Source organism: Pseudomonas sp. GW456-L12, from assembly GCF_059424045.1.
This window is the reverse complement of sequence record NZ_JBWKZA010000016.1, coordinates 40,205-63,128: the sequence shown is the minus strand read 5'-3', so window position 1 is coordinate 63,128 and position 22,924 is coordinate 40,205. Positions and strand designations below refer to the sequence as shown.

18 protein-coding genes and 1 tRNA gene are annotated in these 22,924 nt (G+C 62.1%); 3 read left to right on the top strand and 16 right to left on the bottom strand.

Annotated elements, in window-relative coordinates; all coding sequences use genetic code 11:
- Positions 1 to 11: 11 nt before the first annotated feature.
- The 8 genes from gspF to AC07Y9_RS19845 form a co-directional block, all read right to left on the bottom strand.
- Positions 12 to 1,226 (bottom strand): type II secretion system inner membrane protein GspF, encoded by a 1,215-nt coding sequence (gene gspF, locus AC07Y9_RS19880; protein WP_102679662.1) that lies wholly within the window; start codon positions 1,224 to 1,226, stop codon positions 12 to 14.
- A 2-nt stretch (positions 1,227 to 1,228) separates the two neighbouring features.
- On the bottom strand, positions 1,229 to 2,713 hold the full coding sequence (gene gspE, locus AC07Y9_RS19875; protein WP_102679661.1) for a type II secretion system ATPase GspE: 1,485 nt from the start codon (positions 2,711 to 2,713) through the stop codon (positions 1,229 to 1,231).
- Positions 2,710 to 4,611, bottom strand: coding sequence for a type II secretion system secretin GspD (gene gspD, locus AC07Y9_RS19870; RefSeq protein WP_102679660.1), 1,902 nt, complete (start codon positions 4,609 to 4,611; stop codon positions 2,710 to 2,712). Before gspD ends, gspE begins: the two co-directional genes overlap by 4 nt.
- Positions 4,608 to 5,159 (bottom strand): type II secretion system protein N, encoded by a 552-nt coding sequence (locus tag AC07Y9_RS19865; RefSeq protein ID WP_053262607.1) that lies wholly within the window; start codon positions 5,157 to 5,159, stop codon positions 4,608 to 4,610. Before AC07Y9_RS19865 ends, gspD begins: the two co-directional genes overlap by 4 nt.
- Entirely contained in the window at positions 5,156 to 5,677 is a 522-nt protein-coding gene (locus AC07Y9_RS19860; protein WP_102679659.1) for a cytochrome b, read from the bottom strand. Before AC07Y9_RS19860 ends, AC07Y9_RS19865 begins: the two co-directional genes overlap by 4 nt.
- A 63-nt stretch (positions 5,678 to 5,740) precedes the next feature.
- Complete coding sequence (gbpA, locus tag AC07Y9_RS19855; protein ID WP_102679658.1) at positions 5,741 to 7,234, bottom strand: N-acetylglucosamine-binding protein GbpA; 1,494 nt, start codon at positions 7,232 to 7,234, stop codon at positions 5,741 to 5,743.
- Between the two features lie 254 nt (positions 7,235 to 7,488).
- Positions 7,489 to 11,082 (bottom strand): ATP-binding protein, encoded by a 3,594-nt coding sequence (locus AC07Y9_RS19850; RefSeq protein ID WP_102679657.1) that lies wholly within the window; start codon positions 11,080 to 11,082, stop codon positions 7,489 to 7,491.
- 4 nt (positions 11,083 to 11,086) lie between these two features.
- Positions 11,087 to 11,713, bottom strand: a complete 627-nt coding sequence (locus tag AC07Y9_RS19845) for a response regulator (RefSeq protein ID WP_102679656.1) — start codon at positions 11,711 to 11,713, stop codon at positions 11,087 to 11,089.
- Between the two features lie 507 nt (positions 11,714 to 12,220).
- Here AC07Y9_RS19845 and AC07Y9_RS19840 point away from each other — a divergent pair.
- Complete coding sequence (locus AC07Y9_RS19840) at positions 12,221 to 13,243, top strand: fimbrial protein (RefSeq protein ID WP_102679655.1); 1,023 nt, start codon at positions 12,221 to 12,223, stop codon at positions 13,241 to 13,243.
- Between the two features lie 211 nt (positions 13,244 to 13,454).
- On the opposite strand, the gene ychF is transcribed toward AC07Y9_RS19840, so the two are convergent.
- The 8 genes from ychF to AC07Y9_RS19800 all read right to left on the bottom strand — a co-directional run bounded on the left by ychF (position 13,455) and on the right by AC07Y9_RS19800 (position 20,373).
- Entirely contained in the window at positions 13,455 to 14,555 is a 1,101-nt protein-coding gene (gene ychF / locus AC07Y9_RS19835; protein WP_007928338.1) for a redox-regulated ATPase YchF, read from the bottom strand.
- Between the two features lie 22 nt (positions 14,556 to 14,577).
- Positions 14,578 to 15,162 carry an aminoacyl-tRNA hydrolase gene (gene pth / locus AC07Y9_RS19830; RefSeq protein ID WP_007928340.1) on the bottom strand — a complete coding sequence of 195 codons (585 nt, stop codon included), beginning with the start codon at positions 15,160 to 15,162 and terminating at the stop codon, positions 14,578 to 14,580.
- Positions 15,163 to 15,330: 168 nt separating this feature from the next.
- Entirely contained in the window at positions 15,331 to 15,930 is a 600-nt protein-coding gene (locus AC07Y9_RS19825; protein WP_007928342.1) for a 50S ribosomal protein L25/general stress protein Ctc, read from the bottom strand.
- 140 nt (positions 15,931 to 16,070) lie between these two features.
- Positions 16,071 to 17,012, bottom strand: coding sequence for a ribose-phosphate pyrophosphokinase (locus AC07Y9_RS19820; protein ID WP_102679654.1), 942 nt, complete (start codon positions 17,010 to 17,012; stop codon positions 16,071 to 16,073).
- A gap of 48 nt (positions 17,013 to 17,060) precedes the next feature.
- Positions 17,061 to 17,135: transfer RNA gene (locus AC07Y9_RS19815), tRNA-Gln, on the bottom strand.
- 37 nt (positions 17,136 to 17,172) lie between these two features.
- Positions 17,173 to 18,024: a 4-(cytidine 5'-diphospho)-2-C-methyl-D-erythritol kinase gene (ispE, locus tag AC07Y9_RS19810; RefSeq protein ID WP_102679653.1), complete on the bottom strand. Its 852-nt coding sequence runs from the start codon at positions 18,022 to 18,024 to the stop codon at positions 17,173 to 17,175.
- A 2-nt stretch (positions 18,025 to 18,026) separates the two neighbouring features.
- Complete coding sequence (gene lolB / locus AC07Y9_RS19805; RefSeq protein ID WP_007928346.1) at positions 18,027 to 18,644, bottom strand: lipoprotein insertase outer membrane protein LolB; 618 nt, start codon at positions 18,642 to 18,644, stop codon at positions 18,027 to 18,029.
- A gap of 4 nt (positions 18,645 to 18,648) precedes the next feature.
- Entirely contained in the window at positions 18,649 to 20,373 is a 1,725-nt protein-coding gene (locus AC07Y9_RS19800; protein WP_007928348.1) for a tetratricopeptide repeat protein, read from the bottom strand.
- A gap of 181 nt (positions 20,374 to 20,554) precedes the next feature.
- Here AC07Y9_RS19800 and hemA point away from each other — a divergent pair, with 181 nt between their 5' ends.
- Both hemA and prfA read left to right on the top strand, forming a co-directional pair.
- Positions 20,555 to 21,841 carry a glutamyl-tRNA reductase gene (gene hemA / locus AC07Y9_RS19795; protein ID WP_053262600.1) on the top strand — a complete coding sequence of 429 codons (1,287 nt, stop codon included), beginning with the start codon at positions 20,555 to 20,557 and terminating at the stop codon, positions 21,839 to 21,841.
- Positions 21,838 to 22,920: a peptide chain release factor 1 gene (gene prfA, locus AC07Y9_RS19790; protein WP_007928353.1), complete on the top strand. Its 1,083-nt coding sequence runs from the start codon at positions 21,838 to 21,840 to the stop codon at positions 22,918 to 22,920. Before hemA ends, prfA begins: the two co-directional genes overlap by 4 nt.
- The last annotated feature ends 4 nt before the right edge of the window (positions 22,921 to 22,924 follow it).

Here is a 22,924-nt window from a genome sequence, read left to right as displayed (position 1 = left end):
TTGTGTGCTCTTCAGGTGATGAGTTGGTTGAGGTTGAGAATGGGCATCAGGATCGCCAGGACGATCACCAGCACGCTGGCGCCCATGAACACCAGCATCGCCGGCTCGAACAGCCCGACCAGCATGGCGATGCCGTTGGACAGCTGGGTCTGCTGCTGGTGGGCGGCACGTTCGAGCATGCCGTCCAGTTCCCCCGAGCGTTCGCCGCTGGCGATCATGTACAGCATCATCGGCGGGAAATCGCCGCTCTGTTCCAGGGCCCGGGTCAGCCCGCTACCTTCGCGTACGGCACGCGCCACGTCTTTCATACGAGTACGAATCTGCTGGTTGGCGACCACTTCGGCGGAAATCTCCAGAGCATCAACAAGTGGCACGCCACTGCGTCCGAGAATCGCCAGGGTGCTGACAAAACGGGTGCTGTTGCTGGCCTGGATGACCCGCCCGATCACCGGCAAGCGCAGTTGGGCCTGATGCCAGCGCATGGCCAGGGCGGGCTTGCGCAGGGCCACGCGCAGGCCGGCGGCGAGGCTGCCGAGCATCAGCAGCAGGAGCAGACCGTAGTCCCGGGCGAAGTCACTGGTGGCGATCAGGCCGCGGGTCAGCACCGGCAGTTGCTGGCCGCTGTCGATGAACACCTTGACCACATCCGGCACCACGAAACTGAGCAGGAAGCCGACGATGCCGAAGGCCGCCAGCAGCAGGATGCTCGGGTACAGCATGGCCAGCTGCAGCTGCTGGCGGGCGGCATGCCGGGCCTCGGTGTAGTCGGCCAACTGCATCAGCACCTGGGCCAGGTGGCCGGCGCGTTCACCGGCGGCCACCGTGGCCCGGTACATCGAGGTGAAGGCGCACGGGTATTCGCCCATGGCTCGGGCCAGGTCATGGCCTTCCAGCACCCGTGCGCGGATCGCCAGCATCATGCTTTGCTGCGCGCGCTTGCTGCATTGCGCGGCGACGGCGGCCAGCACTTCTTCCAGGGGTAGAGCGGCCTGGACCAGGGTCGCCAGCTGGCGGGTGAGCAAGGCCAGTTGCGCCGGGCTGAGGCGTTGGCTGCTGGTCAGCGTGGCGCCGGAGCGGTCCTGTTGCCCGCGGGCCGGCTTGACCTGCAGGGCGATCAGGTTGCGTTCGCGCAGCAGCTGGCGGACCTGCCGCGCGCTGTCGGCTTCCTGCACGCCACGGGTCTTGCGCCCGGCGTTGCACATGGCGAGGTATTCGTAGGCGGCCACGATCAGTGCTCCCGGGTTACGCGTAGCAGTTCTTCGACGCTGGTGACGCCTTGCAGCACCTTGTCCCGGCCGTCGGCGAACAGGCTGTGGGCATGCTGGCGCGCGTAGTGGGTCAAGGCGGCCTCGCCAGCCCCCTCATGGATCAACTGGCGCAGCGGTTCGTCGAACAGCACCAGTTCGTAGATGCCCTGGCGGCCGCGATAGCCGCTGTGCTGGCAGGCCGGGCAGCCGACCGGGTGGTAGAGCACCGGGGCCTGCTGCGGGTCGAGGTGCAATTGGCGGCAGGCCGCGGCGTCGGCGGGCGCGGCACTCTTGCAATCGCCGCAGAGCACCCGCACCAGGCGCTGGGCGACCACGCCGAGCAGCGAGGTGCACAGCAGGAAGGGCTCGATGCCCATGTCCAGCAGGCGGGTGACGGCGCCGATGGCGCTGTTGGTGTGCAGGGTTGACAGCACCAGGTGACCGGTGAGGGAGGCTTGCACGGCAATGTCGGCGGTTTCCCGGTCACGGATCTCGCCGACCATGACCACATCCGGGTCCTGGCGCAGGATGGCGCGCAGGCCACGGGCGAAGGTCATGTCGACCTTGGTGTTGACCTGGGTCTGGCCGATGCCGGCCAGGTGGTATTCCACCGGGTCTTCGATGGTCAGGATGTTGCGTGTCTGGTTGTTCAGGCTGCTGAGCCCGGCATACAGCGTGGTGGTCTTGCCGGAACCGGTGGGGCCGGTGACCAGCAGGATGCCGTGGGGGCGCCGCAGGGCGTCTTCCAGCTTGTCGCAGATCGCCTCGGCCATGCCCAGCCGCCCCAGGTCCAGGCGCCCGGCCTGTTTGTCGAGCAGGCGCATGACCACCCGCTCGCCGTAGGCCGAAGGCAGGGTGGAGACCCGCACGTCCACTTCATGGCCGCCGATGCGCAGGGCGATGCGGCCGTCCTGGGGGATGCGTTTCTCGGCGATGTCGAGCTTGGACATGACCTTGATCCGCGACACCAGCAGGCCCGCCAGTTCCCGGCGCGGGCGCAGCACTTCGCGCAACAGGCCGTCGACCCGCAGGCGCACGGACAGGTGCTGCTCGAAGGTTTCCAGGTGGATATCCGAAGCCTTGACCTTCACTGCTTCGCCGAGGATCGCGTTGATCAGGCGAATGATCGGCGCGTCGTCTTCCTGCTCCAGCAGGTCGGTGATCTGCGGCAGCTGTTCGGCCAGGCTGGCCAGGTCGTCCTGGCCGGCGATCTGGTCGCCCAGGCCCTCGGCCATTTGCATGGCGTCGTCGCGTCCATCGCGATAGTGCTCGGCCAGCAGTTCGGCGAAACCCTCGGCGTCGAGTATCCGGTGGCCCAGCAGCGGGCCGTGGCAGCGGCGGATCTCGGCGAGGATTTCCACCGGCGTGTCGGCCCGGCAGTAAAGCCGCAGGCCGCTCTCCAGGGGCTCCAGCAGGACCCCATGGCGCTTGGCGAAACCAAAGGGCAGGCGCGCGACCGGGTTCATCGGCGTGGCTCTCTGGCGCGCATGTCGAGGGTCCCATCCTGCGGGGCGGCATCGAACAGCTGGCGCGAGTCGGCGGGCAGGGCCAGGCCGCTGCGGCTGTCACCGTTGGCGCGCAGCTTGCGCAGGTCGTCGTACTTGCGCTGGCTGACGTTGACGGCATCGGCGCTGCCGCGCACCAGGGTCGGCCGCAGGAAGACCATCAGGTTGGTCTTTTCGGTGACGTCCTTGGTGCTGGTGAACAGCCGGCCGAGCAGGGGAATGCTGCCCAGCACCGGCACCTTGCTGACCTGGGTCTTGACGTTGTCCTTGATCAGGCCGCCGAGCACGATGATCTGCCCGTCGTCGGCGAGGATGGTGCTTTTCACCGAGCGCTTGTTGGTGATCACGTCGCTGGTGGTGATGCCGGGCGGGGCGCTGGCCAGCTCCGAGCTTTCCTGCTCGACCTTCAGGCGCAGGGTGTTGCCCTCGTTGATGTGCGGCGTCACCTTGAGGGTCACGCCGACGTCCTGGCGCTCCACGGTGGTGAAGGGGTTGCTGGCGCCGGCGGTGTCGGTGGTGTACGAGCCGGTCTGGAACGGCACGTTCTGGCCGACGAGGATTTCCGCCGCTTCGTTGTCCAGGGTCAGCAGGCTCGGGGTGGACAGCAGGTTGTTCTTCGAGTCGCTGGACAGGGCGGTGACCAGCGCGCCGAAATTGCTGGTGCCGATGCCGATGATGGCGCCGTCCGGCAGGGTGATGTTCTTGTCCTTGCCCGAGCTCAGCAACGTACCGATCGACAGGCCGGTGCCGCTGAAGTTGGTGCCGCCGGCGACGTTGCCGGCGCGCGCCGCCCATTGCACGCCGAGGGCTTCGTTGATGTCGCCGCTGACTTCGACGATGGCCGCTTCCACCAGCACCTGGGCCCGTGGCTGGTCCAGCTGGGTGATGACTTTGTCGAGCATGCTCAGTTGCGCCGGGTCGGCCATCAGCACCAGGGCGTTCTGGCTTTCGTCGGCGCTCACCAGTATCGAGTTGCCGCTGCCCTTGCCTTCGCCGCCACCGCGATTGCCGTCTTCCAGGCGCTTGCCGATGCCGTCGAGCAGCTTCGAGAGTTTTTTCGCATCGCTGTGGTGCAGGCGTACCACCCGCGCGCTGTCATTGGCATTGCTCGGCACGTCGATGGCCCTGACCAGATCGGCCATGCGCTGGCGGGCCTGGGCGGAACCCGCGAGGATCACCCGGTTGCTGCGGGCGTCGCCCACGGCCTTGGCGTCGCTGGGGCCGTTGCCCGTCTGGCTGATGCTTTCGTTCAGGGTGCGGGCCACATCGCTGGCCCAGGCATGCTTGAGCGCCACGGTGCTGAACGAGCGGTTGCCGGCCTGGTCCAGTTCGCTGACCACCTGGCGGATGCGCTCGACGTTGCTGGCGCTATCGGAAACCACCAGGGCATTGGAGCTGGCCGAGGGTGCGACATAGGCGTCGTCGCTCACCAGCGGGCGGACCACTCCGGAGATTTCCGCGGCGTTGGCGTTGCGCAGGTCCAGGACCCGGGTCACGAACTCATCGCCCGATTGCTCGCTGGATTTGGTCTTGGCTTCCACCGCCGGCACGATCAGCACCCGGTCGCCCTGGTCCAGGGCGACGAAACCCTGGCTGCGCAGCACGCTGAGGAACAGCGAGTAGATACCGTCCTTGTCCAGCGCACTGGACGATTGCACGCTGACCTTGCCTTGCAGCCGGGCATCGACCACCAGGGTCTTGCCGGTGATTTCACCGACTTCGCTGGCCAGGTCGCGCAGTTCGGCGTCCTTCATGTTCAGCGTCCACAGGCGCTGGGTGGTGAGGGCCGCGGTACTGGGCAGGGCACTCAAAAGAAGGCCGAGGCTGAGCACGGCGCCTGCAATCTTGGACAGTTTCATGGTGTGTTCTCTATCGCTCGCAGAAGGGCCGTGGCTTTTCGGTCGGCGACCTCCGGTGGGGTTGTCTGGGGGCTGAGCAGGCGCAGTTGGCGCCCGGGTAGCAGCAGGTTCTGTTCACGGCCGTTGCGCAGCACCACCACCTGATCGGCGCTGACACTCTTGAGCAGCGTGCCGTCGGGCAGGCGTTCGCCCGGGGAGTAGAAGGCCCGGCTGTCGGCGTACTGGATCAGGGCCCTGGATTGCTCGGGCTGGTTGCCCAGCAGGCTGGCGAGCAGGACCAGCGGCAGGCTGGCCTGCGCGCTGTCGAATTCGACCGGCACGGCGCCGAACACCCTGGCGATGTTGCGATCGTCCAGGGGCGCGGGCAGCCGCTGTTCGGCGCTGGCGCTCGGTACCGCGCTCGGCACCGGCTGGCCCGCCACGACTTGCCGGTAGGTCCAGCTGTCGAGGCCGAGCCAGGTCAGCCAGAGACCCAGGGCGACCAGGCTTACGGGCAGTAGATAGCGCTGGCCGGCGCCGCGCGGGCGCCATGAGAGCAGCGTTTTCATGGGCGTTTGGGCAGCATGCGTCTGAGCACGCCCTGCCCGCGCCATTGGTGGAGGATCACCGCGGCGATATGGCCGGCCACCAGCAGGGCCAGGGCCATGCAACTGTAGTGGTGAAGCTCTTCGAAAAAGGTGATGGCCGCTGGGTCCTGCAAGGGTTGCGGGAGCTGCAGGCCGAACAGGTCGATCGGGCGCGACATCATCAGCACGCCGCTGAACAGCACGGTGCCGAGGGTGACCAGCAGGGCGGCGTGCCCGGCATGCACCAGCTTGCGCTCAGCCGCGCTCTGGTGGACAGGCGCCGGCGGAGCGGGATGACGCACCAGGTAGAACAGCCGCAGGACGAACAGCGGCACCAGCAGGGTGGTCAGCGAGACATTGATAAAGGCGATCGCCTGTTGGACCGAGCTTGGCGGCTGCAACAGGGCGCTGGCATAGCCGCTGATCGTGGCCCACAGCACAACGGCGGCGAACAGCCAGTGCAGCAGCCTGCGCGGTCTTGAGTAGTGAGGGTGATTCATGTCGATTCCCAAGGTCCGCAACGCGGTGCCGAGGCACCACGCTGCGGTTGGTCAGGTTATGGATTACTTGCGAATCCAGGCGTCCTTCCAGTTGCTGCCCACGCCAGGCTCGAACTGAGTGGCGCCAGCGTTCCACTGGATGCAGTAGCCGCTGTAAGGGAACGGCTTGCACTCATAGACGTTGCCGTCCTTGGCCAGGACCTTGGTGCCGGCCTTGTAGCCGGTCAGGCCTTTGGGGAAGACGAAGTCGTAATCACCGCCGCCGCCCACTTCCTCGGCTTTCAGGGTGATGCGCTGGCTTTGTTGCAGCTGCTCGCCTTTCTCCGGCTTAGCCACGACCACCACGTCGTACTCACCTTCGCTGACATTACGCAGCGGGATGGAGAAGTGCGGGGTGTTGTTGCCAGGCTCGGCTTGTACGTGAGCAATGCTTTCGTTCTTGCCGTTGAAGACCGTCGAGCTGATGGTGTACTTGCCGCCCTGGGCAATGGCGTTGAAGTGCAGGTCGGTGGCGTTGTCCTTCAGGGTGTACTCGGCCTGCAGGCCGGAAAGTTTCAGCTCGCCAGGAATGCTCGGCTGCTCTTTCTGGATTTCCACACGCACCACGTCGCTGTTGTTCTTGGCGTACATGGTGTTCTTGCCGTAGTTGGGCACGACTTCGTTGTTGGCGTTGAGCTCGCCCATCACATAGCCGGCATTGGCCTTGTTGACCTTTTCCGCCAACAGGAACGGCCAGGTGTTGGCCTGGGCCTGTTCCGCGGTCTCGATGTTCAGGCGGGTCTGGCGGTTCTGCTGTTCGCCGGCATTGGTGAACACGCGAGTGCTGACCTTGTCGCCGACACGCAGTTGTTCAGGCTGTACCGCGCCGAGGATTTTCCAGTCGGGAATCGGTGCGCCATCGTTGTCGATGTTGACGTCGATGGCCTGGTAGAAGGTGGCGGCGGTGTCGGCGATCTTCCAGGTCGCCAGGATCACGTGGTAACCGCTGCGGTCAGCAGGAATGTTGACCTTGTGCTGGGTCTTGCCACCGGCCGGCGGACGCACGCCACCGGCGTTTTCATTGAGCAGCGGGGTCATCTCGAAGGAGTCGCGGGTCAGCGGCTGGTTCGGGTTCCAGTCTTTCTTGGTGATGTAGAACTGGTAGTAGGCGCTGGCGTGACCGGCGGAGTAGTGCCAGGTGAATTCATTCATGCCCGGCTTGATCGTGGTTTTCTGCCAGCGGGTCGCCGTCTGCTCGTTGAGCTGCGAGAAGCTGGTGATGCCGCCCGCCGGGATGGTGCCGTTCGCCGGACCGCATTGGGTGAAGTCGCCCGAGCAGTAATCCTTGGGGTAGTGATGCTGGACCGATGGCGAGTACTCGACACTCTGCGGTTCGTAAGTGACGGGGCCGCAATCGCGGTTGAGGTTGCCGCCGGTGGCGGAGCACATGAAGGCACGGGACTTCGGACTTTCGACATAACCGTGGGCGAAGGCTTGCTGGCTGGCCAGCGAAGCCAGGCCGAGGGTGATGGCCAACGGAAGCTTGCGCATGGCGCTGGCGCGGGTGTTATGAAGCATCGAATCACCTTGAATTAGGGATATGAAAGAGTCTTTTTTTGAGTTCTTCGATGCCGGCCGCCCAATGGGTCGACCTGGAGTGTTCCTGGTCCGCGGCGCCCGGTTTCGAAGGGGGCCTAGGATGCCGAGCGGGGCTTTTGCCTTGTATGAGACGAGTACGAAACGGCGAGCCAGGGAATGGAACAAAATGTTTCAGGAGGGCAGCCTGGGGTTGCCCAGGGCCGGGATTGTTGCTCAGGGCTGCCCGGGACGGGTCAGGCGTGGCGTTCGATATCGCGCAGCATGCGTTCGATGACCGACAGCACCGCGTGGCGTTGCGCCTCCAGGTCCTGCTCGCTTTCATGAGCCGCACGTTGCAGGTCGAGGCAGGCCCGCATCAACGCCGGCGAATCGACCGTGCAGGCCAGGCCGCTGACCCGGTGGACCCACTGCTCGAGGAACTCCGGCGTGTCGGGCAGCGGGGCGCTCAGCAGCTCGCGCTCCTGCTCCAGGTTCCGGCGCAGCTCCTGGAGCAAGCGCTCCTTGAGCTGCGGATCGCTCTGGAAGCCCTCCAGGTAGGTCAGGTCGAACGTTGCGGCAGCCTCCTCGTCAGGCGCTGGGGTGGGCGGCGGCGTGAGGGGGGCATTGAGGGATGAACTGGATAGCCCGGGCGCTTTCAGCTTGCCGAGTATTTCCCGCAGGCGCTCGAGGACGATGGGCTTGATCATCAGGTCGTCCATGCCGGCCGCCTGGCAACGCTGCTTTTCGTCTGCCAGGGCGCGGGCGGTGTAGCCGATGATCGGGGTCCTGGGCAGCCCGCGCGCCTGTTCTGCGGCACGGACACTGCGGGCCAGGGCGTAACCGTCCATGTGCGGCATGTTGCAATCGGTGACCAGCACATCGAAGTGGCCCTGCTCCCAGGCTTGCAAGGCCGCCTTGCCATTGCTGACGTAGGTCCCGCGATGGCCGAGCCTGAGCAGTTGCTGTTCGAGCACCAGGCCGTTGGTGGAGACGTCGTCGACGATCAGTACATTCAACCCGGCCACCGCCGTAGCGCCTTGAAGGGCATGCTGCGGCTCGTCCTCGTCCGGTTGCCAGGGCAGGGTCAGTTCGAAGCTGACCCGGCAACCCTGGCCCGGCGCACTGGCGAGGCGGATGCTGCCGCCCATGAGCTCGACCAGCTGTTTGCAGATGCTCAGGCCCAGGCCGGAGCCGCCGTGCAGGTGGGCGATCTCGGCATGGGCTTGCTGGTAAGGCGCGAAAATCTGCGGCTGCTGATCCTCGGCGATGCCGATGCCGGTGTCGCTGACATGGAACATCAGGCGGCTTTGCCGAGGCCCCGAGTCCAGCTCCTGGACCGACAGTTCGACCCAGCCCTGGTTCGTGAACTTCAAGGCGTTGGACAACAGGTTGTGAAGGATCTGCGTCAGGCGCAGGGCGTCCACCTGGTAGCGCCGCTCGGGGGGCAGGCGGTGTTGCAGCTTCAGCTCCAGGTGTTTTTCCCGGGCCTGTGCGGCGAACAGCTCAAGGCAGTTGGCCAATAGTTGATCGAGGTCGGTGGGGCCGGGCACCAGCTTCATCTGGCCAGTCTCGACCTTGTCCAGATCGAGAATGTTGCCGATCAGGTCGATCATCGATTGCGCCGACTGCTGGGCGATGCTGAGGTTTTGCGAAGGGAGGGACGCGCCGCTGGTTTCCAGCTCCAGCAGGCCGACCATGGCGTTCAGCGGGGTGCGCAGCTCATGGCTCATGGTCGCGAGGAACTGGCTTTTCGCGGCGCTGGCGTCGACTGCCTGCTGCTGGGCTTCGAGCAGCTTGTGTTCCAGGTGCTTGCGCACGCTGATGTCGATCCAGCCGCCCAGCAGGCCCTGCTGCTTGCCGAGTGCGGTGTAGAAGGGCACCAGCCATTGGTAGATATGATGGTCCTGGCCATCGACCTCGATCACGCTGTCGAGGAATTGCGACTGGCGGTTATCCAGCAGCCGTTGGTGCTGCTCCTCCAGATCCAGGGCCAGGGCGCGTGGGGCGATGCCTTGCTCTTGCGGCGTGGTGCCGCGCATCTCGTCCAGGGACCGGCCGAAGAACTGTTCATAAGCGTGGTTGCAGGTGCTCAGGCGCCCTTGCAAGTCACGCACGTAAAGCGGGATGGGCAAGCCGTTGAGCAAGGCGAACTGGAAGGCCAGTTGGTCCTTGAGCTGATTCTGCGCGACGCGCCGCTGGCGGATCTGAATCCGCAGGCGCCAGTTCCAGTAAAACGACAGCAGCACCAGCACCAGGACCAGCGCGGCGCTTTGCCAGACCCAGCTCGGCAGGTAGGCCCAGAGCGAACCCTTGGTGGCGGGCCGCGCCTGGATGCTGATGCGGTCCTGGTTGCCGTCCGAAGTTTTCAACGAATACAGGAGCTTGTTGAGAATGCTCAGGAGTTCGGGGTGCTTGGCCGATACGGCGAACACCAGGGGCTCGGCCTGGGCCTGGAACTGCTTGCCGGCCCGGAGCCGGGGATTGTCCAGCAGTTGGGCATCGGCGGCGCTGTTCAGCGTGGCGTCGACCATGCCCTGTTCGACCAGATGCACGGCCTGGGAATAGTGGTCGGTGAGTACCAGTTCGATGCTCGGGTAGCGGCTCTGGAGCAGAGGCTGCAGGGGATGTCCGGCGGCGAGCGCCAGGCGCCTGCCCTCCAGGGCCGCTAGCGAGCTGGGGGAGCTGGCGCCCTCGCGGGTAATGAAGGCCCAGTACTCGGTGCCGAAGCCATCGCTGAATAACAGGCTCTTTTGCCGGACCGGAGTCGGTGCCAGTGATAGGGCGATTTGCGCCTCATCCCGTTCCAGGCGCTGGCGGTCGATATCCGGGGACTGGCTGTCGATGATGTTCAGTTGCAGTTGGTAGTCGTCGGCCAGGCTGCGCAGCACATTGAACGCCAGTCCGGCCCATTGGCCGTCGTCCTTGCGGTACAGGTAATTGGGGATTTCGTGGGCGATCAGGTTCAGCGAAGGAAGACGCTTGAGCCAGCTGTCTTCCGCGCTGTTGAGGGCGAAGGAGTCGGTCGGCGCGAACAGCCAGGGCGAGCGTTCCCAGTGCTGCAGTATCTCTTGCTTGCGCTCCCGGGAAACCGTCTTCAGCGCGGCATTGATCAGGGGTATCAGATTGTCCTCATGCCCGCGGGCGGCGAAGCTGAAACCCATGGCCGGCAGGTTGGCGACGTACTTGTTCTGCAACTTGAGGTTGGCCAGGCTGCGCATATAGAAATTGGTGCGCAGTTGATCGCCGATCAGTGCGTCGGCTCCGCCGTCGGACAGGCGTTGCAGGCCCTCGACAATGCTGTTGATCACGATCAGTTCAGCCTTGGGATAGGCCTTGCCGACTGTTTCAGCCTGCACATAGTAGGCCGGAACCAGCACGCGTTTGCCCGCCAGGTCAGGGGACAGGTCCTTGTCGGCGATGCGCCCGACGATGATCGGCTCGTTGTCCAGGTAGGGCTTGCTGTAGATGAACCCAGGCTGTTTTCTTTCGTACTCGGTGGCGCGGGGCATCAGATCGATGTCCCCAGCGATCAGGGCGGCGATGGCACTGTCCACCGAAGGGTAGGGCACCCGTTGAATCGGCAGTTCGAGAAACTGGCTGATATGTTCCAGGTAGTCATTGGTGATCTGGTTGAGCACATCGTTGCCACGAGGCTCGGGTTGCTCGTTGGAGGCGCTCACCTCGGCGACCCGTAGCGGGCGAGGGGGCAGCGTCTGACGCATGGCCATCAGCGTGGCCAGGGACAGCGGCGCAGGCTCAGGCTCGGCGGCGCCCAGGGACGCGACACTGGTCAGCAAGAGCGTGATCCAGAGGATCAGGCGCGGCAGGCCGGCTGGAGGGTTCGGCATAGTCTCAGGCCAGCCCGACTTCCTGGATGTACAGGTAGAGGCTGGCGTTGCTGTCCAGGCCCAGCTTGCGCATGGCGCTGCTCTTCTGGCTGCTGATGGTCTGCTTGGAACGATTGAGGTGCGTGGCTATTTCATTGACCGACAGCCCGGCGCCATAGAGGCGTAGCACCTCGACTTCGCGAGGGGACAGTTGATCGGCCTCGGCCATAGGCTCCACGGGGTCGAACAGATGCCGGATGGACGGGGAGACGAAGGGTTTGGCCTGGCTTGCGCGAATGGCCTTTTGCAGGTCGCCTTGTACCCCGCGCTTGCTGATCAACCCCTGGACCCCCAGCTTGAGGATCGAGGCCAGCAGCGCCGGGTTGTTGAGCATGGTCACCACGATGACTGCGATCTCGGGGTAACGGCGGCGCAACTGTTCGATCAGACGGATGCCGTCGGCCTGTTCGCTGTGGGGCATCATCAGATCAGTGACGACCAGATCGCAGGGCTGTTCGGCCAACAGCTGGAACAGCCCTTCGACATTCTGGGCCTCGCCGACGATCTGCAACGTGCTGTCGCCGCTGAGCGAGGCGCGGATGCCGATCAGTGTCAGCAGATGATCGTCGACGAGTATTACTTTCCTTTGCATCTGTGGCGGGTTCCTGTCCGTGCGTAGCGAGAGCATAGAGTTAAGCAGAACGCATGCAAGTATCTGACAGTGTCAGTGGTGCGCAGGGTACTCCTGTCGCGTGGCGCGATGAAGTGTCCGTGACTTTCATACTTGGAGTTACCCAAACCTCCGGTTTTGTATCGAGAAGAGGATGGGGCTGGCTGGCGATTTGATGTCCGTCAGAGGCTTGGCCTGCAAGGGGGAATAGAGAGACCCGGAGTTGCCGCTGTGTAATGACGGCAGCCAACCCCGATCCACATAGAGATAGTCCTCGGCCGCATGAAGTCACTTTAGGATTTTTCCTCTCTGAAATTAGGAATATAAGAATTGTCTCATTGAGAAGGCCGAACTTTCTTACGGAAAATAGCGACCACATTGTGCCTGCCATCGGATGGTACGAAACCTCTCTGATAAAGCCGCTCCGATGCAAAGATTGTTGCCCTGTTGATCGATACCCCCCCTCTTGACGGTACTGATGATTCTCATATGAAGCGCAGCATTTTTATCTTCGGGTTTATTCTGTTTTTTATTTGCTCTGCATTTCTGCCGAGCCAGGTGTTTGCCGCTGGATGGTTCAATCCGCGAACATCCAGTATTTCTCTGCCGGCAAATATCGTTGTTCCAGGAAACGCCCAAGTCGGGGCGGTGCTTTGGACCTCCCCTCGAGAAGTGTCAACACTGGTGGACGGGACCATCGCCGAAAACGCCACCATTTGGGGCTCAGTGAGTAATGGAGCACTGGCGCCAGGATTTACCGATGTCTACGAGACCAATATTCCTGGCTTGGGCGTCAGGTGGTGGGCTATATGGCGGGCCAGAAATTTTCCCGGTGGAGTCACCATCCCGATCACCAGCCCAGGCACTCACAACCCCGGGGCAACCGGTTGGAAGGTTAATGACTCTCATGTGCAAACCATCTGGATAGAGCTGATAAAGACAGGTCCGGTTCAGAGTGGGAAGTTATCGGTTGGAACCCGGGTGACAAGCAAATTCAACTGTGCGGAGGGCGGCTGCAGGGACTGGCAGGTTACGGTGGCGGGTCAAAGCAGTATCTCGTCCGGACCCACTTGTACCGTTTCCACACCGGCCATTCCGGTAACGATGGGCAACATCGCGACTACGACTTTTACCGGCATGGGCGCTACATCTCCTCTTCGCCCTTTTACCATTACCTTGGCTTGTTCCGGGGGAGAGGTGGGTACTGTGATCGGCTCCTATGTCACGCTGACGGACGTGTCCCGTCCAGACAATACCTCCACCACGTTGTCGCTCACTTCTGCATCGACCGCATCCGGGCTGGGCATTCATATCCTCAAAGAGGATGTCGTGCTCGGTTATGGGCCTGACTCCAGTTCTGCTGGGAATACTAATCAATGGAAGGCGGGCACAATCGCGCAGGGCGTGTCGGTATTTCAGATTCCACTCAGTGCGCGTTATGTGCAGATTGCGCCAAATGTATCGCCTGGTAGTGCAAACGGATTGGCGACTTTTACGATGAGTTATCAGTGAGCTAAAGGCGTGTAGATAATTTCCAGAAGACTGAGCCAGAAGGAACAATCACATCTGCAAGAGCTTGGAAGAGGGATCGGTGGTGAGGCCTGACTTGATCTTGAACTCGGATCCCCCAGTTTTCTGTGGCTGAAAACAAATAGGGCCCCATATGGGGCCCTATTGTTTATTTAAAGAGATCTATTGTCAGTGGCGTTCTAATGAGCGCTCACTATACGTTGAAGCGGAAGTGCATCACGTCGCCGTCCTTGACGATGTAGTCCTTGCCTTCCAGGCGCCATTTGCCGGCTTCCTTGGCACCGGCTTCACCCTTGAACTGGATGAAGTCGTTGTAGGCGATCACTTCGGCGCGGATGAAGCCTTTCTCGAAGTCGGTGTGGATCACTGCGGCGGCCTGCGGAGCGGTAGCGCCGACGCGGACGGTCCAGGCGCGCACTTCCTTTACACCCGCGGTGAAATAGGTCTGCAGGTGCAGCATTTCGTAGCCGGCGCGGATCACGCGGTTCAGGCCAGGCTCTTCGAGGCCCAGGGCTTCGAGGAACATGTCTTTCTCTTCGCCGTCTTCAAGTTCGGCGATTTCCGCTTCGATCTTGTTGCAGACCGGCACAACCACGGCGCCTTCTTCTTCGGCGATGGCCTTGACCACGTCAAGGTGCGGGTTGTTTTCGAAACCGTCTTCAGCAACGTTGGCGATGTACATGACCGGCTTGGTGGTCAGCAGGTGGAAGCCTTTGATCACTGCTTTTTCGTCGGCGCTCATGTTCTTCATCAGGCTGCGCGCTGGCTTGCCTTCGGTGAAGTGCGCGATCAGTTGCTCGAGCAGGGCTTTCTGCGCCACGGCGTCCTTGTCACCGCCCTTGGCGTTGCGCGCGACTTTCTGCAGTTGCTTTTCGCAGCTGTCGAGGTCGGCGAAGATCAGTTCCAGGTCGATGATCTCGATGTCGCGTTTCGGGTCGACGCTGTTGGACACGTGGATCACGTTGTCGTCTTCGAAGCAGCGGACCACGTGGGCGATGGCATCGGTTTCGCGGATGTTGGCCAGGAACTTGTTACCCAGGCCTTCACCTTTCGAGGCGCCCGCCACCAGGCCGGCGATGTCGACGAACTCCATGGTGGTCGGCAGCACGCGCTCGGGCACCACGATGGCGGCCAGGGCGTCCAGACGCGGATCCGGCATCGGCACGATGCCGCTGTTCGGCTCGATGGTGCAGAAGGGGAAGTTCTCGGCCGCGATACCGGATTTGGTCAGGGCGTTGAACAGGGTGGACTTGCCGACGTTAGGCAGGCCGACGATGCCGCAGTTGAATCCCATGGTGTTTCCCCTCGGATAAGAGTCAGGCCTTCTGGCTGTGCAGGTTTTTCATCGCACGGTTCCATTCACCGGCGAAGATATCCGGCAGCACGCCGAGGGCAAAATCGATGCTGGCATCGAGCTTTTCCTGTTCGGCGCGCGGCGCACGACCCAGGACAAAGTTCGAGACCATGCTGGCGACGCCTGGGTGGCCGATGCCAAGCCGCAAGCGGTGAAAGGTATTCTGGTTGCCCAGTTGCGCGATGATGTCGCGCAACCCGTTGTGCCCGCCATGCCCGCCGCCCTGTTTGAGCTTGGCGACGCCGGGTGGCAGGTCGAGTTCGTCATGCGCCACCAGGATTTCTTCGGGCTTGATACGGAAGAAACCGGCCAATGCCGCCACGGCCTGGCCGCTGCGGTTCATGTAGGTGGTGGGTATCAGCAGGCGAATGTCCTGACCCTGGTGCGAAAAGCGCCCGGTCAGGCCGAAATATTTGCGATCGGCCACAAGGCTGACGCCTTGTTTCTCGGCGATGCGCTCAACAAAAAGGGCCCCTGCGTTATGCCGGGTCTGTTCGTATTCGGCGCCTGGATTACCCAGGCCAACGATCAGTTTGATGGCAGTCACGATAGGGGCCCTTCCTTGGAGTTGTGGATAACATCGCCGCGACTGGAGTGTGCGGCGAAAGTGGACGACAAGTGCTCATTTACCATTATGTAAACTCCGCGTTCCCGCCCGCTTTCTCGCTACGTTCCAGTCCGCGATGTTTTCGGTAACTCCGGCAAGCAGAGTGAATTACTCTGCAGCGCCTTCTGCAGCTTCTGGAGCAACACGTGGAGCGTGAACGTTGGCAACAGCCAGGTCGTTACCGTGAGCCAGAGCAACGAACTCAACGCCTTTAGGGGCCTTGATGTTCGACAGGTGAACGATGGTGCCGATTTCAGCGTCGCCCAGATCGACTTCGATGAACTCAGGCAGGTCTTTCGGCAGGCAGGACACTTCGATTTCAGCGATAACGTGCGAAATCTCGCCGCCTTTCTTGACCGGAGCAGCTTCGTTGATGAAGTGCACTGGAACGATAGCGGTCAGTTTCTGACCAGCAACCACGCGTACGAAGTCAGCGTGCATCACGTGGCCTTTGGCCGGGTGACGTTGCAGCGCCTTGATCACGACGTTTTGCTTGGTGCCGCCAACGTTCAGTTCGATAACGTGGCTGAAAGCCGCTTCGTTTTCGAGCAGTTTGGCAACTTCTTTGGCCAGCATGCTGATGGATTCAGGGGCTTTGTCGCCACCGTAAACTACAGCTGGAACCAGGCTTGCGAGACGACGCAGGCGGCGGCTCGCACCTTTCCCCAGGTCGGAACGCAGTTCAGCATTCAGAGTAAAATCGTTCATGTTGTATCTCCAAAATAACCACACTCGCCCCAGCGTTTGCGACCAGCGCTAAAGGCGATATGGGCAAAAAAGCCCCGCCCCAACAGGAATGCTGGGGCGGGGCGCTTTTCGTCATCGAGATGTAAGGCTAGGGCAGGGCCCTAGCGGAACATCGCGCTGATCGATTCTTCGTTGCTGATACGGCGAACCGCTTCGGCAACAACCGGTGCGATATCCAGTTGACGGATACGCGCACAGGCTTGTGCTGCAGCGGACAGCGGGATGGTGTTGGTCACCACCAGCTCGTCCAGCACGGAACTTTCAATGTTCTCGATTGCTCGACCCGACAGCACAGGGTGTGTGCAGTAGGCAAAGACCTTGGCAGCGCCATGCTCTTTCAGGGCCTTGGCCGCGTGGCACAGGGTGCCGGCGGTATCGACCATGTCGTCAACCAGGATGCAGGTACGGCCTTCAACGTCACCGATGATATGCATCACTTCAGAGTGATTGGCTTTCTCGCGGCGCTTGTCGATGATCCCGAGATCCACGCCCAGGGATTTGGCAACGGCACGTGCACGCACGACGCCGCCAATGTCCGGGGAGACGATCATCAGGTTTTCGAAACGTTGGTCTTCGATGTCATCCACCAGAACCGGGGAGCCGTAGATGTTATCTACCGGAATATCGAAGAAGCCCTGAATCTGGTCAGCATGCAGATCAACCGTGAGAACACGGTCGATGCCGACTACGGTAAGCATGTCAGCCACGACTTTCGCGCTGATAGCCACACGTGCGGAACGCGGACGGCGATCCTGACGGGCATAACCAAAGTAAGGAATTACAGCAGTGATTCGAGTCGCTGAGGAGCGGCGGAAGGCATCAGCCATCACGACGAGTTCCATCAGGTTATCGTTGGTCGGAGCGCAAGTCGGCTGAATAATGAAGACGTCTTTACCGCGGACATTTTCATTGATCTCAGCGGTAATTTCGCCGTCGGAAAACTTACCGACAGAGATGTCACCGAGAGGGATATGCAGCTGACGTACGACACGCCGAGCCAGATCGGGGTTAGCGTTCCCCGTAAAGACCATCATCTTGGACACGCGCAGTACCTGAAGGCTGAGGGTATACCTGGATGAGTATAAGGAAAATGGCAGGGGCGGCTGGATTCGAACCAACGCATGGCAGGATCAAAACCTGCTGCCTTACCGCTTGGCGACGCCCCTGTATCTGTTGCATCAAGTGCCTGGCACTTGGTTCCTTTTAGAGCAGACTTTGCAGCTTGCGATGCAACATCGAAACGTTGCTTCCTTTTGCTACAAACCCTGTAAGGGTCTCTGTAAGAAGGGCCGAGACTTTATCAGCTTCAGCTTTGCTTGGGAAGCCCCCAAACACACAACTTCCAGTTCCGGTCAGTTTTGCCTCGGTAAATTTACCTAGCAAATTCAATGCGTTACGTACATCTGGATAACGCCTTGCAACCACCGGCAAACAGTCATTTCTGCCGTTTCCCTTGGGAACGGGGCGCACTTTAATGGGCGGAGTGTCACGTGTCAACAGCGGATCTGAAAAAATTTCTGCTGTACTTACAGAGACTTGCGGCACCAGCACGAGATACCAAGGTTCCTCGGGGTCTACCGGGGTGAGTTTTTCTCCCACGCCCTCGGCGAAAGCCGCATGCCCTCGCACGAAAACCGGCACGTCGGCGCCCAGGGAAAGGCCCAGCGCGGCCAGGCGATCTTCGTTCCAGCCCAGTTGCCAGAGGTGATTCAGGCCCAGCAAAGTGGTTGCTGCATTGGAACTGCCGCCACCGATGCCGCCGCCCATGGGCAGGACTTTCTCGATCCAGATATCGATGCCCAACGGGCATGCGGACTGCTCCTGAAGCTGTTTGGCCGCGCGCACGATCAGGTTGCTGTCGTTGGGGACACCGGCGAACTCCGTATGCAGGCGAATGACGCCGTCATCGCGCACGGCAAAGGTGATTTCGTCGCCGTAATCGAGAAACTGAAAAATCGTCTGCAGTTCGTGATAGCCGTCTTCACGGCGACCGAGGATATGCAGCATCAGATTGAGTTTTGCCGGGGAGGGCAGGGTCAGTCGTGGCGCGCTCATGCTTACTGCCCCAGCTTGCGTGGTTGCCATTCCTTGATCACCAGCGTGACGTCAAGGTCGCGGCCATGCAGTTTGATCCGCTCGGGCAGCCAGTAACCGCTCTGTTGTGCATAACTCAGGTATTCGACCTGCCAGTTGTCCTGTTCGAGATTGGACAGGCGGCTGTCGCCATCCAGGGTCAGGCGACTCTTGCTGTCGGGGGCGGGCAGCCCGCGAACCCACCAGGCCAGATGCGAGACCGGCAGGTTCCAGCCCAGCTGTTCTTCGAGCAGGGCTTCCGGGGTCGGGGCTTCGTAACGTCCCTGGTTGGCGACTTCCAGTGCGACCTTGCCGGGACGTCCGGTCAGGCGGGCGGCGCCGCGACCCAGCGGGCCGGACAGGCGGATATCGTAGTAATCCTGGCGCTGCAGCCAGAACAGCGTGCCGCTGCCCGAATCCTTGGGGGCGCGAATGCCGATCTTGCCGTTGATCTGCCAGCCGTCGAGGCCGCTCAGTTGCTGTTTGTGCTCGCGCCATAGCGCAGGGCTGCCGTGACCCTCGACGGATTCGCGGGTGCCGAAACCCGAGCAACCGGCGAGCAGAGCGATAAAGCTGAAAACGATAAGGTGGCGCAAAAACATAGTCTTAAAGGGTCTCTGATCCGGTCAGGCGCTTGATGGTGCTGCGCAGGATAGGGCTGTCGGGCTGGTCCTTGAGGAACTTGCTCCAGATCTGCTTGGCTTCGCGTTGCTTGCCATTGGCCCAGAGCACTTCGCCCAGGTGCGCGGCGACTTCCTGGTCGGGAAAGCGTTCCAGCGCCTGGCGCAGCAGGCGTTCGGCCTCCGCGAGGTTGCCCAGGCGATAGTTCACCCAGCCCAGGCTGTCGAGCACCGCCGGATCGTCCGGGGTCAACTGGTGGGCCTGTTCGATCAGGGCCTTGGCTTCGGCGTAGCGGGTCGTGCGATCCGACAGGGTGTAGCCGAGGGCGTTCAATGCCATGGCGTTGTCCGGCTCGCGCTTGATGATCAGGCGCAGGTCCTTTTCCATCTGGGCCAGGTCGTTGCGCTTCTCGGCCTGCATCGCACGGGTGTAGAGCAGGTTCACATCGTCCGGGTATTGCTGCAGGGCTTGCTGGAGAATCTTCCAGGCTTTGTCGCCCTGTTTGTTGGCGGACAGGGTTTCGGCTTCGATCAGGTACAGCTGGATGGCGTAGTCCGGTTGGGTGTCGCGGGCGGCGGCCAAGCGTTTTTCGGCTTCGGCGGTACGGCCGTTGTTCATCAGGATGTCGGCCTGGCGCAATTGTGCCGGCAGGTAGTCGGTGCCTGGGCCGACCTGGCCGTATTCCGCCAGCGCGCCTTGCGGGTCGTTGAGCTCTTCGGCGATGCGGCCCAGGTTCAGGTGCGCCGAATCGACGTGGCTTTCCCGGGCGATCAGGTCCTCCAGGTAACCCTTGGCTTCTTCCCAGTCTTTGGCTTCCAGGCAGACCAGCGCCAGGGAGTAACGCAGCTCGTCGTCTTCCGGATACTGCTGGACCAGGCTGGAGAACTGGGCCTTGGCGTCGTCCATGCGATCCTGCTCGACCAGCATGCGCGCGTAAGTCAGGCGCAGGCGCTTGTCGTCCGGGTACTTGCGAATGCTTTTTTCCAGCAGCGGCAGGGCTTCGTCGGCGCGGCTGAGGCTCTGCAGCAGGCGGGCGCGCAGGAGGATCGGCGCGATCTCGCCTTCTTCCGGCGGGTTCTGCTCCAGCAGCTTCAGGGCTTCGCGGGTATCGCCGTCCTGTTGCAGCAGCAGCGCCTTGCCGAACACCAGTTGGCCGTTGTTCGGGTGTTTTTGCAGCAAGCGGTCGAAACTCTTCATCAGGCCGTTGCGGGTGTCCTGGTCGGTGTCGGCGGCCGACAGCGCGAGGAAATCGAAATGGGTATCGCCCTTGCCCTGCAGGACTTTCTCCATATAGACCATGGATTCGTCGTAACGCCCGCTGCGGGCCAGCTGGATGGCGGCGGCACGCTGGGCTTCCAGGTCGTCCGGGGCGTTTTTCGCCCAGATCAGCGCAGTGTCCAGCGCGGCCTGGTCGGCGCCCAGGTATTCGGCGATGCGAAACGCCCGCTCGGAGATGCCCGGGTCCTGGGTATTGATGGCCTGGGTGACATAGTTGTCCAGGGCAATGTCGAAACGATTGCGTTGGCCAGCCAGCTCCGCGCTCAGCAGGCTGAAGACCGTGTCTTCGCTGAACGAGGAGTAAACCTTGGGCTTTTCAGGAGCCGGGGTAGTGTCTTCGACCGGCGGCGTACCGTCCGGTGAAACGGGTGCCAAGGCCTGGCAGCCGCTGAGGAAGACAAAAGCGAGGAGCAACGCGGAAGATCTATTCATATAGGAAGAGGACGACTAACCTGCGGTCGGATCATCATGACACAAGCCTTCGGCCAAACATAACCGAGACTCAGCGGATGCCTTACAGAGGCAGTCTATTGGGACAATAGTCGGCAGTGGTTGTTCTGAATCTTTCGAAGTAGGACAATTGTCGGCTTCTCGACATCATCAGCGACCTTGAATGGCCTTCCTCGCACTCGGTATTAACCACAAGACTGCTTCAGTAGACGTCCGCGAGCGCGTGGCCTTTACCCCTGAGCAGTTGGTTGAGGCCTTGCAGCAGCTCTGCCGCCTCACCGACAGCCGCGAAGCTGCGATCCTCTCCACCTGCAATCGCAGTGAACTCTATATAGAACAGGATCACCTTTCGGCGGATATCGTGCTGCGCTGGCTGGCCGAGTATCACCATCTGAGCCTCGAAGACCTGCGCGCCAGTGCCTATGTGCACGAAGACGATGCGGCCGTTCGTCACATGATGCGTGTCGCCTCGGGACTGGATTCGCTGGTGCTGGGCGAACCGCAGATCCTCGGGCAGATGAAATCCGCCTATGCCGTGGCGCGTGAGGCCGGAACCATAGGCCCGCTGCTGGGGCGGCTGTTCCAGGCCACCTTCAGCGCCGCCAAGCAGGTACGCACCGACACTGCCATCGGCGAAAACCCGGTTTCCGTGGCCTTTGCCGCGGTGAGCCTGGCGAAACAGATTTTCAGCGATCTGCAGCGCAGCCAGGCGCTGCTGATCGGCGCCGGCGAGACCATTACCCTGGTCGCCCGCCACCTGCATGACCTGGGGGTCAAGCGCATCGTGGTCGCCAACCGCACGCTGGAGCGCGCCAGCACCCTGGCCGAACAGTTTGGAGCCCATGCCGTGCTGCTGTCGGATATTCCTCAGGAACTGGTGCACAGCGATATCGTCATCAGTTCCACCGCCAGCCAGCTGCCGATCCTTGGCAAGGGCGCGGTGGAAAGCGCGCTGAAGCTGCGCAAGCACAAGCCGATCTTCATGGTGGATATTGCCGTTCCGCGGGATATTGAACCGGAAGTCGGCGAGTTGGACGACGTTTACCTCTATACCGTCGACGATCTCCACGAAGTGGTCGCCGAAAACCTCAAGAGCCGCCAAGGCGCGGCGCAGGCGGCGGAAGAGCTGGTGAACATCGGCGCCGAGGACTTCATGGTGCGCCTGCGCGAGTTGGCTGCGGTGGACGTGCTCAAGGCGTATCGTCAGCAGAGCGAGCGCCTGCGCGACGAGGAACTGCAAAAGGCCCAGCGCATGCTGGCCAACGGCAGCAGCGCCGAAGACGTCCTGATGCAACTGGCTCGCGGCCTGACCAACAAACTGCTGCATGCGCCCAGCGTCCAGTTGAAAAAACTGACCGCTGAAGGCCGCCTGGATGCGCTGGCCATGGCCCAGGAACTCTTTGCCCTCGGTGAGGGCGCTTCGGACTCTTCGGATAAAAAACCGCAATGAAAGCGTCACTGCTCAATAAGCTGGATGTCCTCCAGGACCGTTTCGAAGAACTGACCGCGTTGCTTGGCGACGGCGAAGTCATTTCCGATCAGGCCAAGTTCCGCGCCTATTCCAAGGAGTACGCGGAAGTCGAGCCGATCGTCGAGACCTATAAACAGGTGCTCAAGGTCCAGGCCGACCTCGAGGGCGCCCAGGCGCTGCTCAAGGACAGCGATCCGGACATGCGCGAAATGGCGGTGGAAGAAGTCCGCGAGGCCAAGGAACAACTGGTCGAGCTGGAAAGCACCCTGCAACGCATGCTGCTGCCCAAGGACCCCAACGACGGGCGCAACGTGTTCCTGGAAATCCGCGCCGGCACCGGTGGCGACGAGGCGGCGATCTTCTCCGGCGACCTGTTCCGCATGTATTCGCGTTATGCCGAGCGGCGTGGCTGGCGGCTGGAGATCCTCTCGGAAAACGAGGGCGAGCACGGCGGCTATAAAGAAGTCATCGCCCGGGTCGAAGGCGAGAACGTCTACGGCAAGCTGAAATTCGAATCCGGCGCCCACCGCGTGCAGCGGGTGCCGGCCACCGAGTCCCAGGGCCGCATCCATACTTCGGCCTGCACCGTGGCGGTGCTGCCCGAGCCGGACGAACAGGAAGCCATCGAGATCAACCCCGCGGACCTGCGGATCGATACCTACCGCTCCTCCGGTGCCGGTGGCCAGCACGTCAACAAGACCGACTCGGCGATCCGCATCACCCACATCCCGTCGGGAATCGTGGTCGAGTGCCAGGAAGAACGTTCCCAGCACAAGAACCGGGCGCGGGCCATGTCCTGGCTGTCGGCCAAGCTCAACGACCAGCAGACCAGCGCCGCGGCCAATGCGATTGCCAGCGAACGCAAGCTGCTGGTGGGGTCGGGCGACCGTTCCGAGCGCATTCGCACCTACAACTTTCCCCAGGGCCGGGTGACCGATCACCGTGTCAACCTGACACTCTATTCCCTCGATGAAATCCTCGCCGGTGGCGTCGAGGCCGTGATCGAGCCGCTTCTGGCCGAATACCAGGCCGATCAACTTGCGGCACTGGGCGAGTAAACAT

What these genes read in the sequence shown, in the direction of transcription:
- AC07Y9_RS19840 (WP_102679655.1), top strand. Translation starts at nt 12,221, where the DNA reads ATGAAGCGCAGCATTTTTATCTTCGGGTTTATTCTGTTTTTTATTTGC.
- AC07Y9_RS19825 (WP_007928342.1), bottom strand. Translation starts at nt 15,930, where the DNA reads ATGAACGATTTTACTCTGAATGCTGAACTGCGTTCCGACCTGGGGAAA.
- hemA (WP_053262600.1), top strand. Translation starts at nt 20,555, where the DNA reads ATGGCCTTCCTCGCACTCGGTATTAACCACAAGACTGCTTCAGTAGAC.
- gspD (WP_102679660.1), bottom strand. Translation starts at nt 4,611, where the DNA reads ATGAAACTGTCCAAGATTGCAGGCGCCGTGCTCAGCCTCGGCCTTCTT.
- gbpA (WP_102679658.1), bottom strand. Translation starts at nt 7,234, where the DNA reads ATGCTTCATAACACCCGCGCCAGCGCCATGCGCAAGCTTCCGTTGGCC.
- ispE (WP_102679653.1), bottom strand. Translation starts at nt 18,024, where the DNA reads ATGAGCGCGCCACGACTGACCCTGCCCTCCCCGGCAAAACTCAATCTG.
- ychF (WP_007928338.1), bottom strand. Translation starts at nt 14,555, where the DNA reads ATGGGATTCAACTGCGGCATCGTCGGCCTGCCTAACGTCGGCAAGTCC.
- AC07Y9_RS19860 (WP_102679659.1), bottom strand. Translation starts at nt 5,677, where the DNA reads ATGAATCACCCTCACTACTCAAGACCGCGCAGGCTGCTGCACTGGCTG.
- AC07Y9_RS19850 (WP_102679657.1), bottom strand. Translation starts at nt 11,082, where the DNA reads ATGCCGAACCCTCCAGCCGGCCTGCCGCGCCTGATCCTCTGGATCACG.
- AC07Y9_RS19865 (WP_053262607.1), bottom strand. Translation starts at nt 5,159, where the DNA reads ATGAAAACGCTGCTCTCATGGCGCCCGCGCGGCGCCGGCCAGCGCTAT.
- prfA (WP_007928353.1), top strand. Translation starts at nt 21,838, where the DNA reads ATGAAAGCGTCACTGCTCAATAAGCTGGATGTCCTCCAGGACCGTTTC.
- gspE (WP_102679661.1), bottom strand. Translation starts at nt 2,713, where the DNA reads ATGAACCCGGTCGCGCGCCTGCCCTTTGGTTTCGCCAAGCGCCATGGG.
- AC07Y9_RS19800 (WP_007928348.1), bottom strand. Translation starts at nt 20,373, where the DNA reads ATGAATAGATCTTCCGCGTTGCTCCTCGCTTTTGTCTTCCTCAGCGGC.
- AC07Y9_RS19845 (WP_102679656.1), bottom strand. Translation starts at nt 11,713, where the DNA reads ATGCAAAGGAAAGTAATACTCGTCGACGATCATCTGCTGACACTGATC.
- lolB (WP_007928346.1), bottom strand. Translation starts at nt 18,644, where the DNA reads ATGTTTTTGCGCCACCTTATCGTTTTCAGCTTTATCGCTCTGCTCGCC.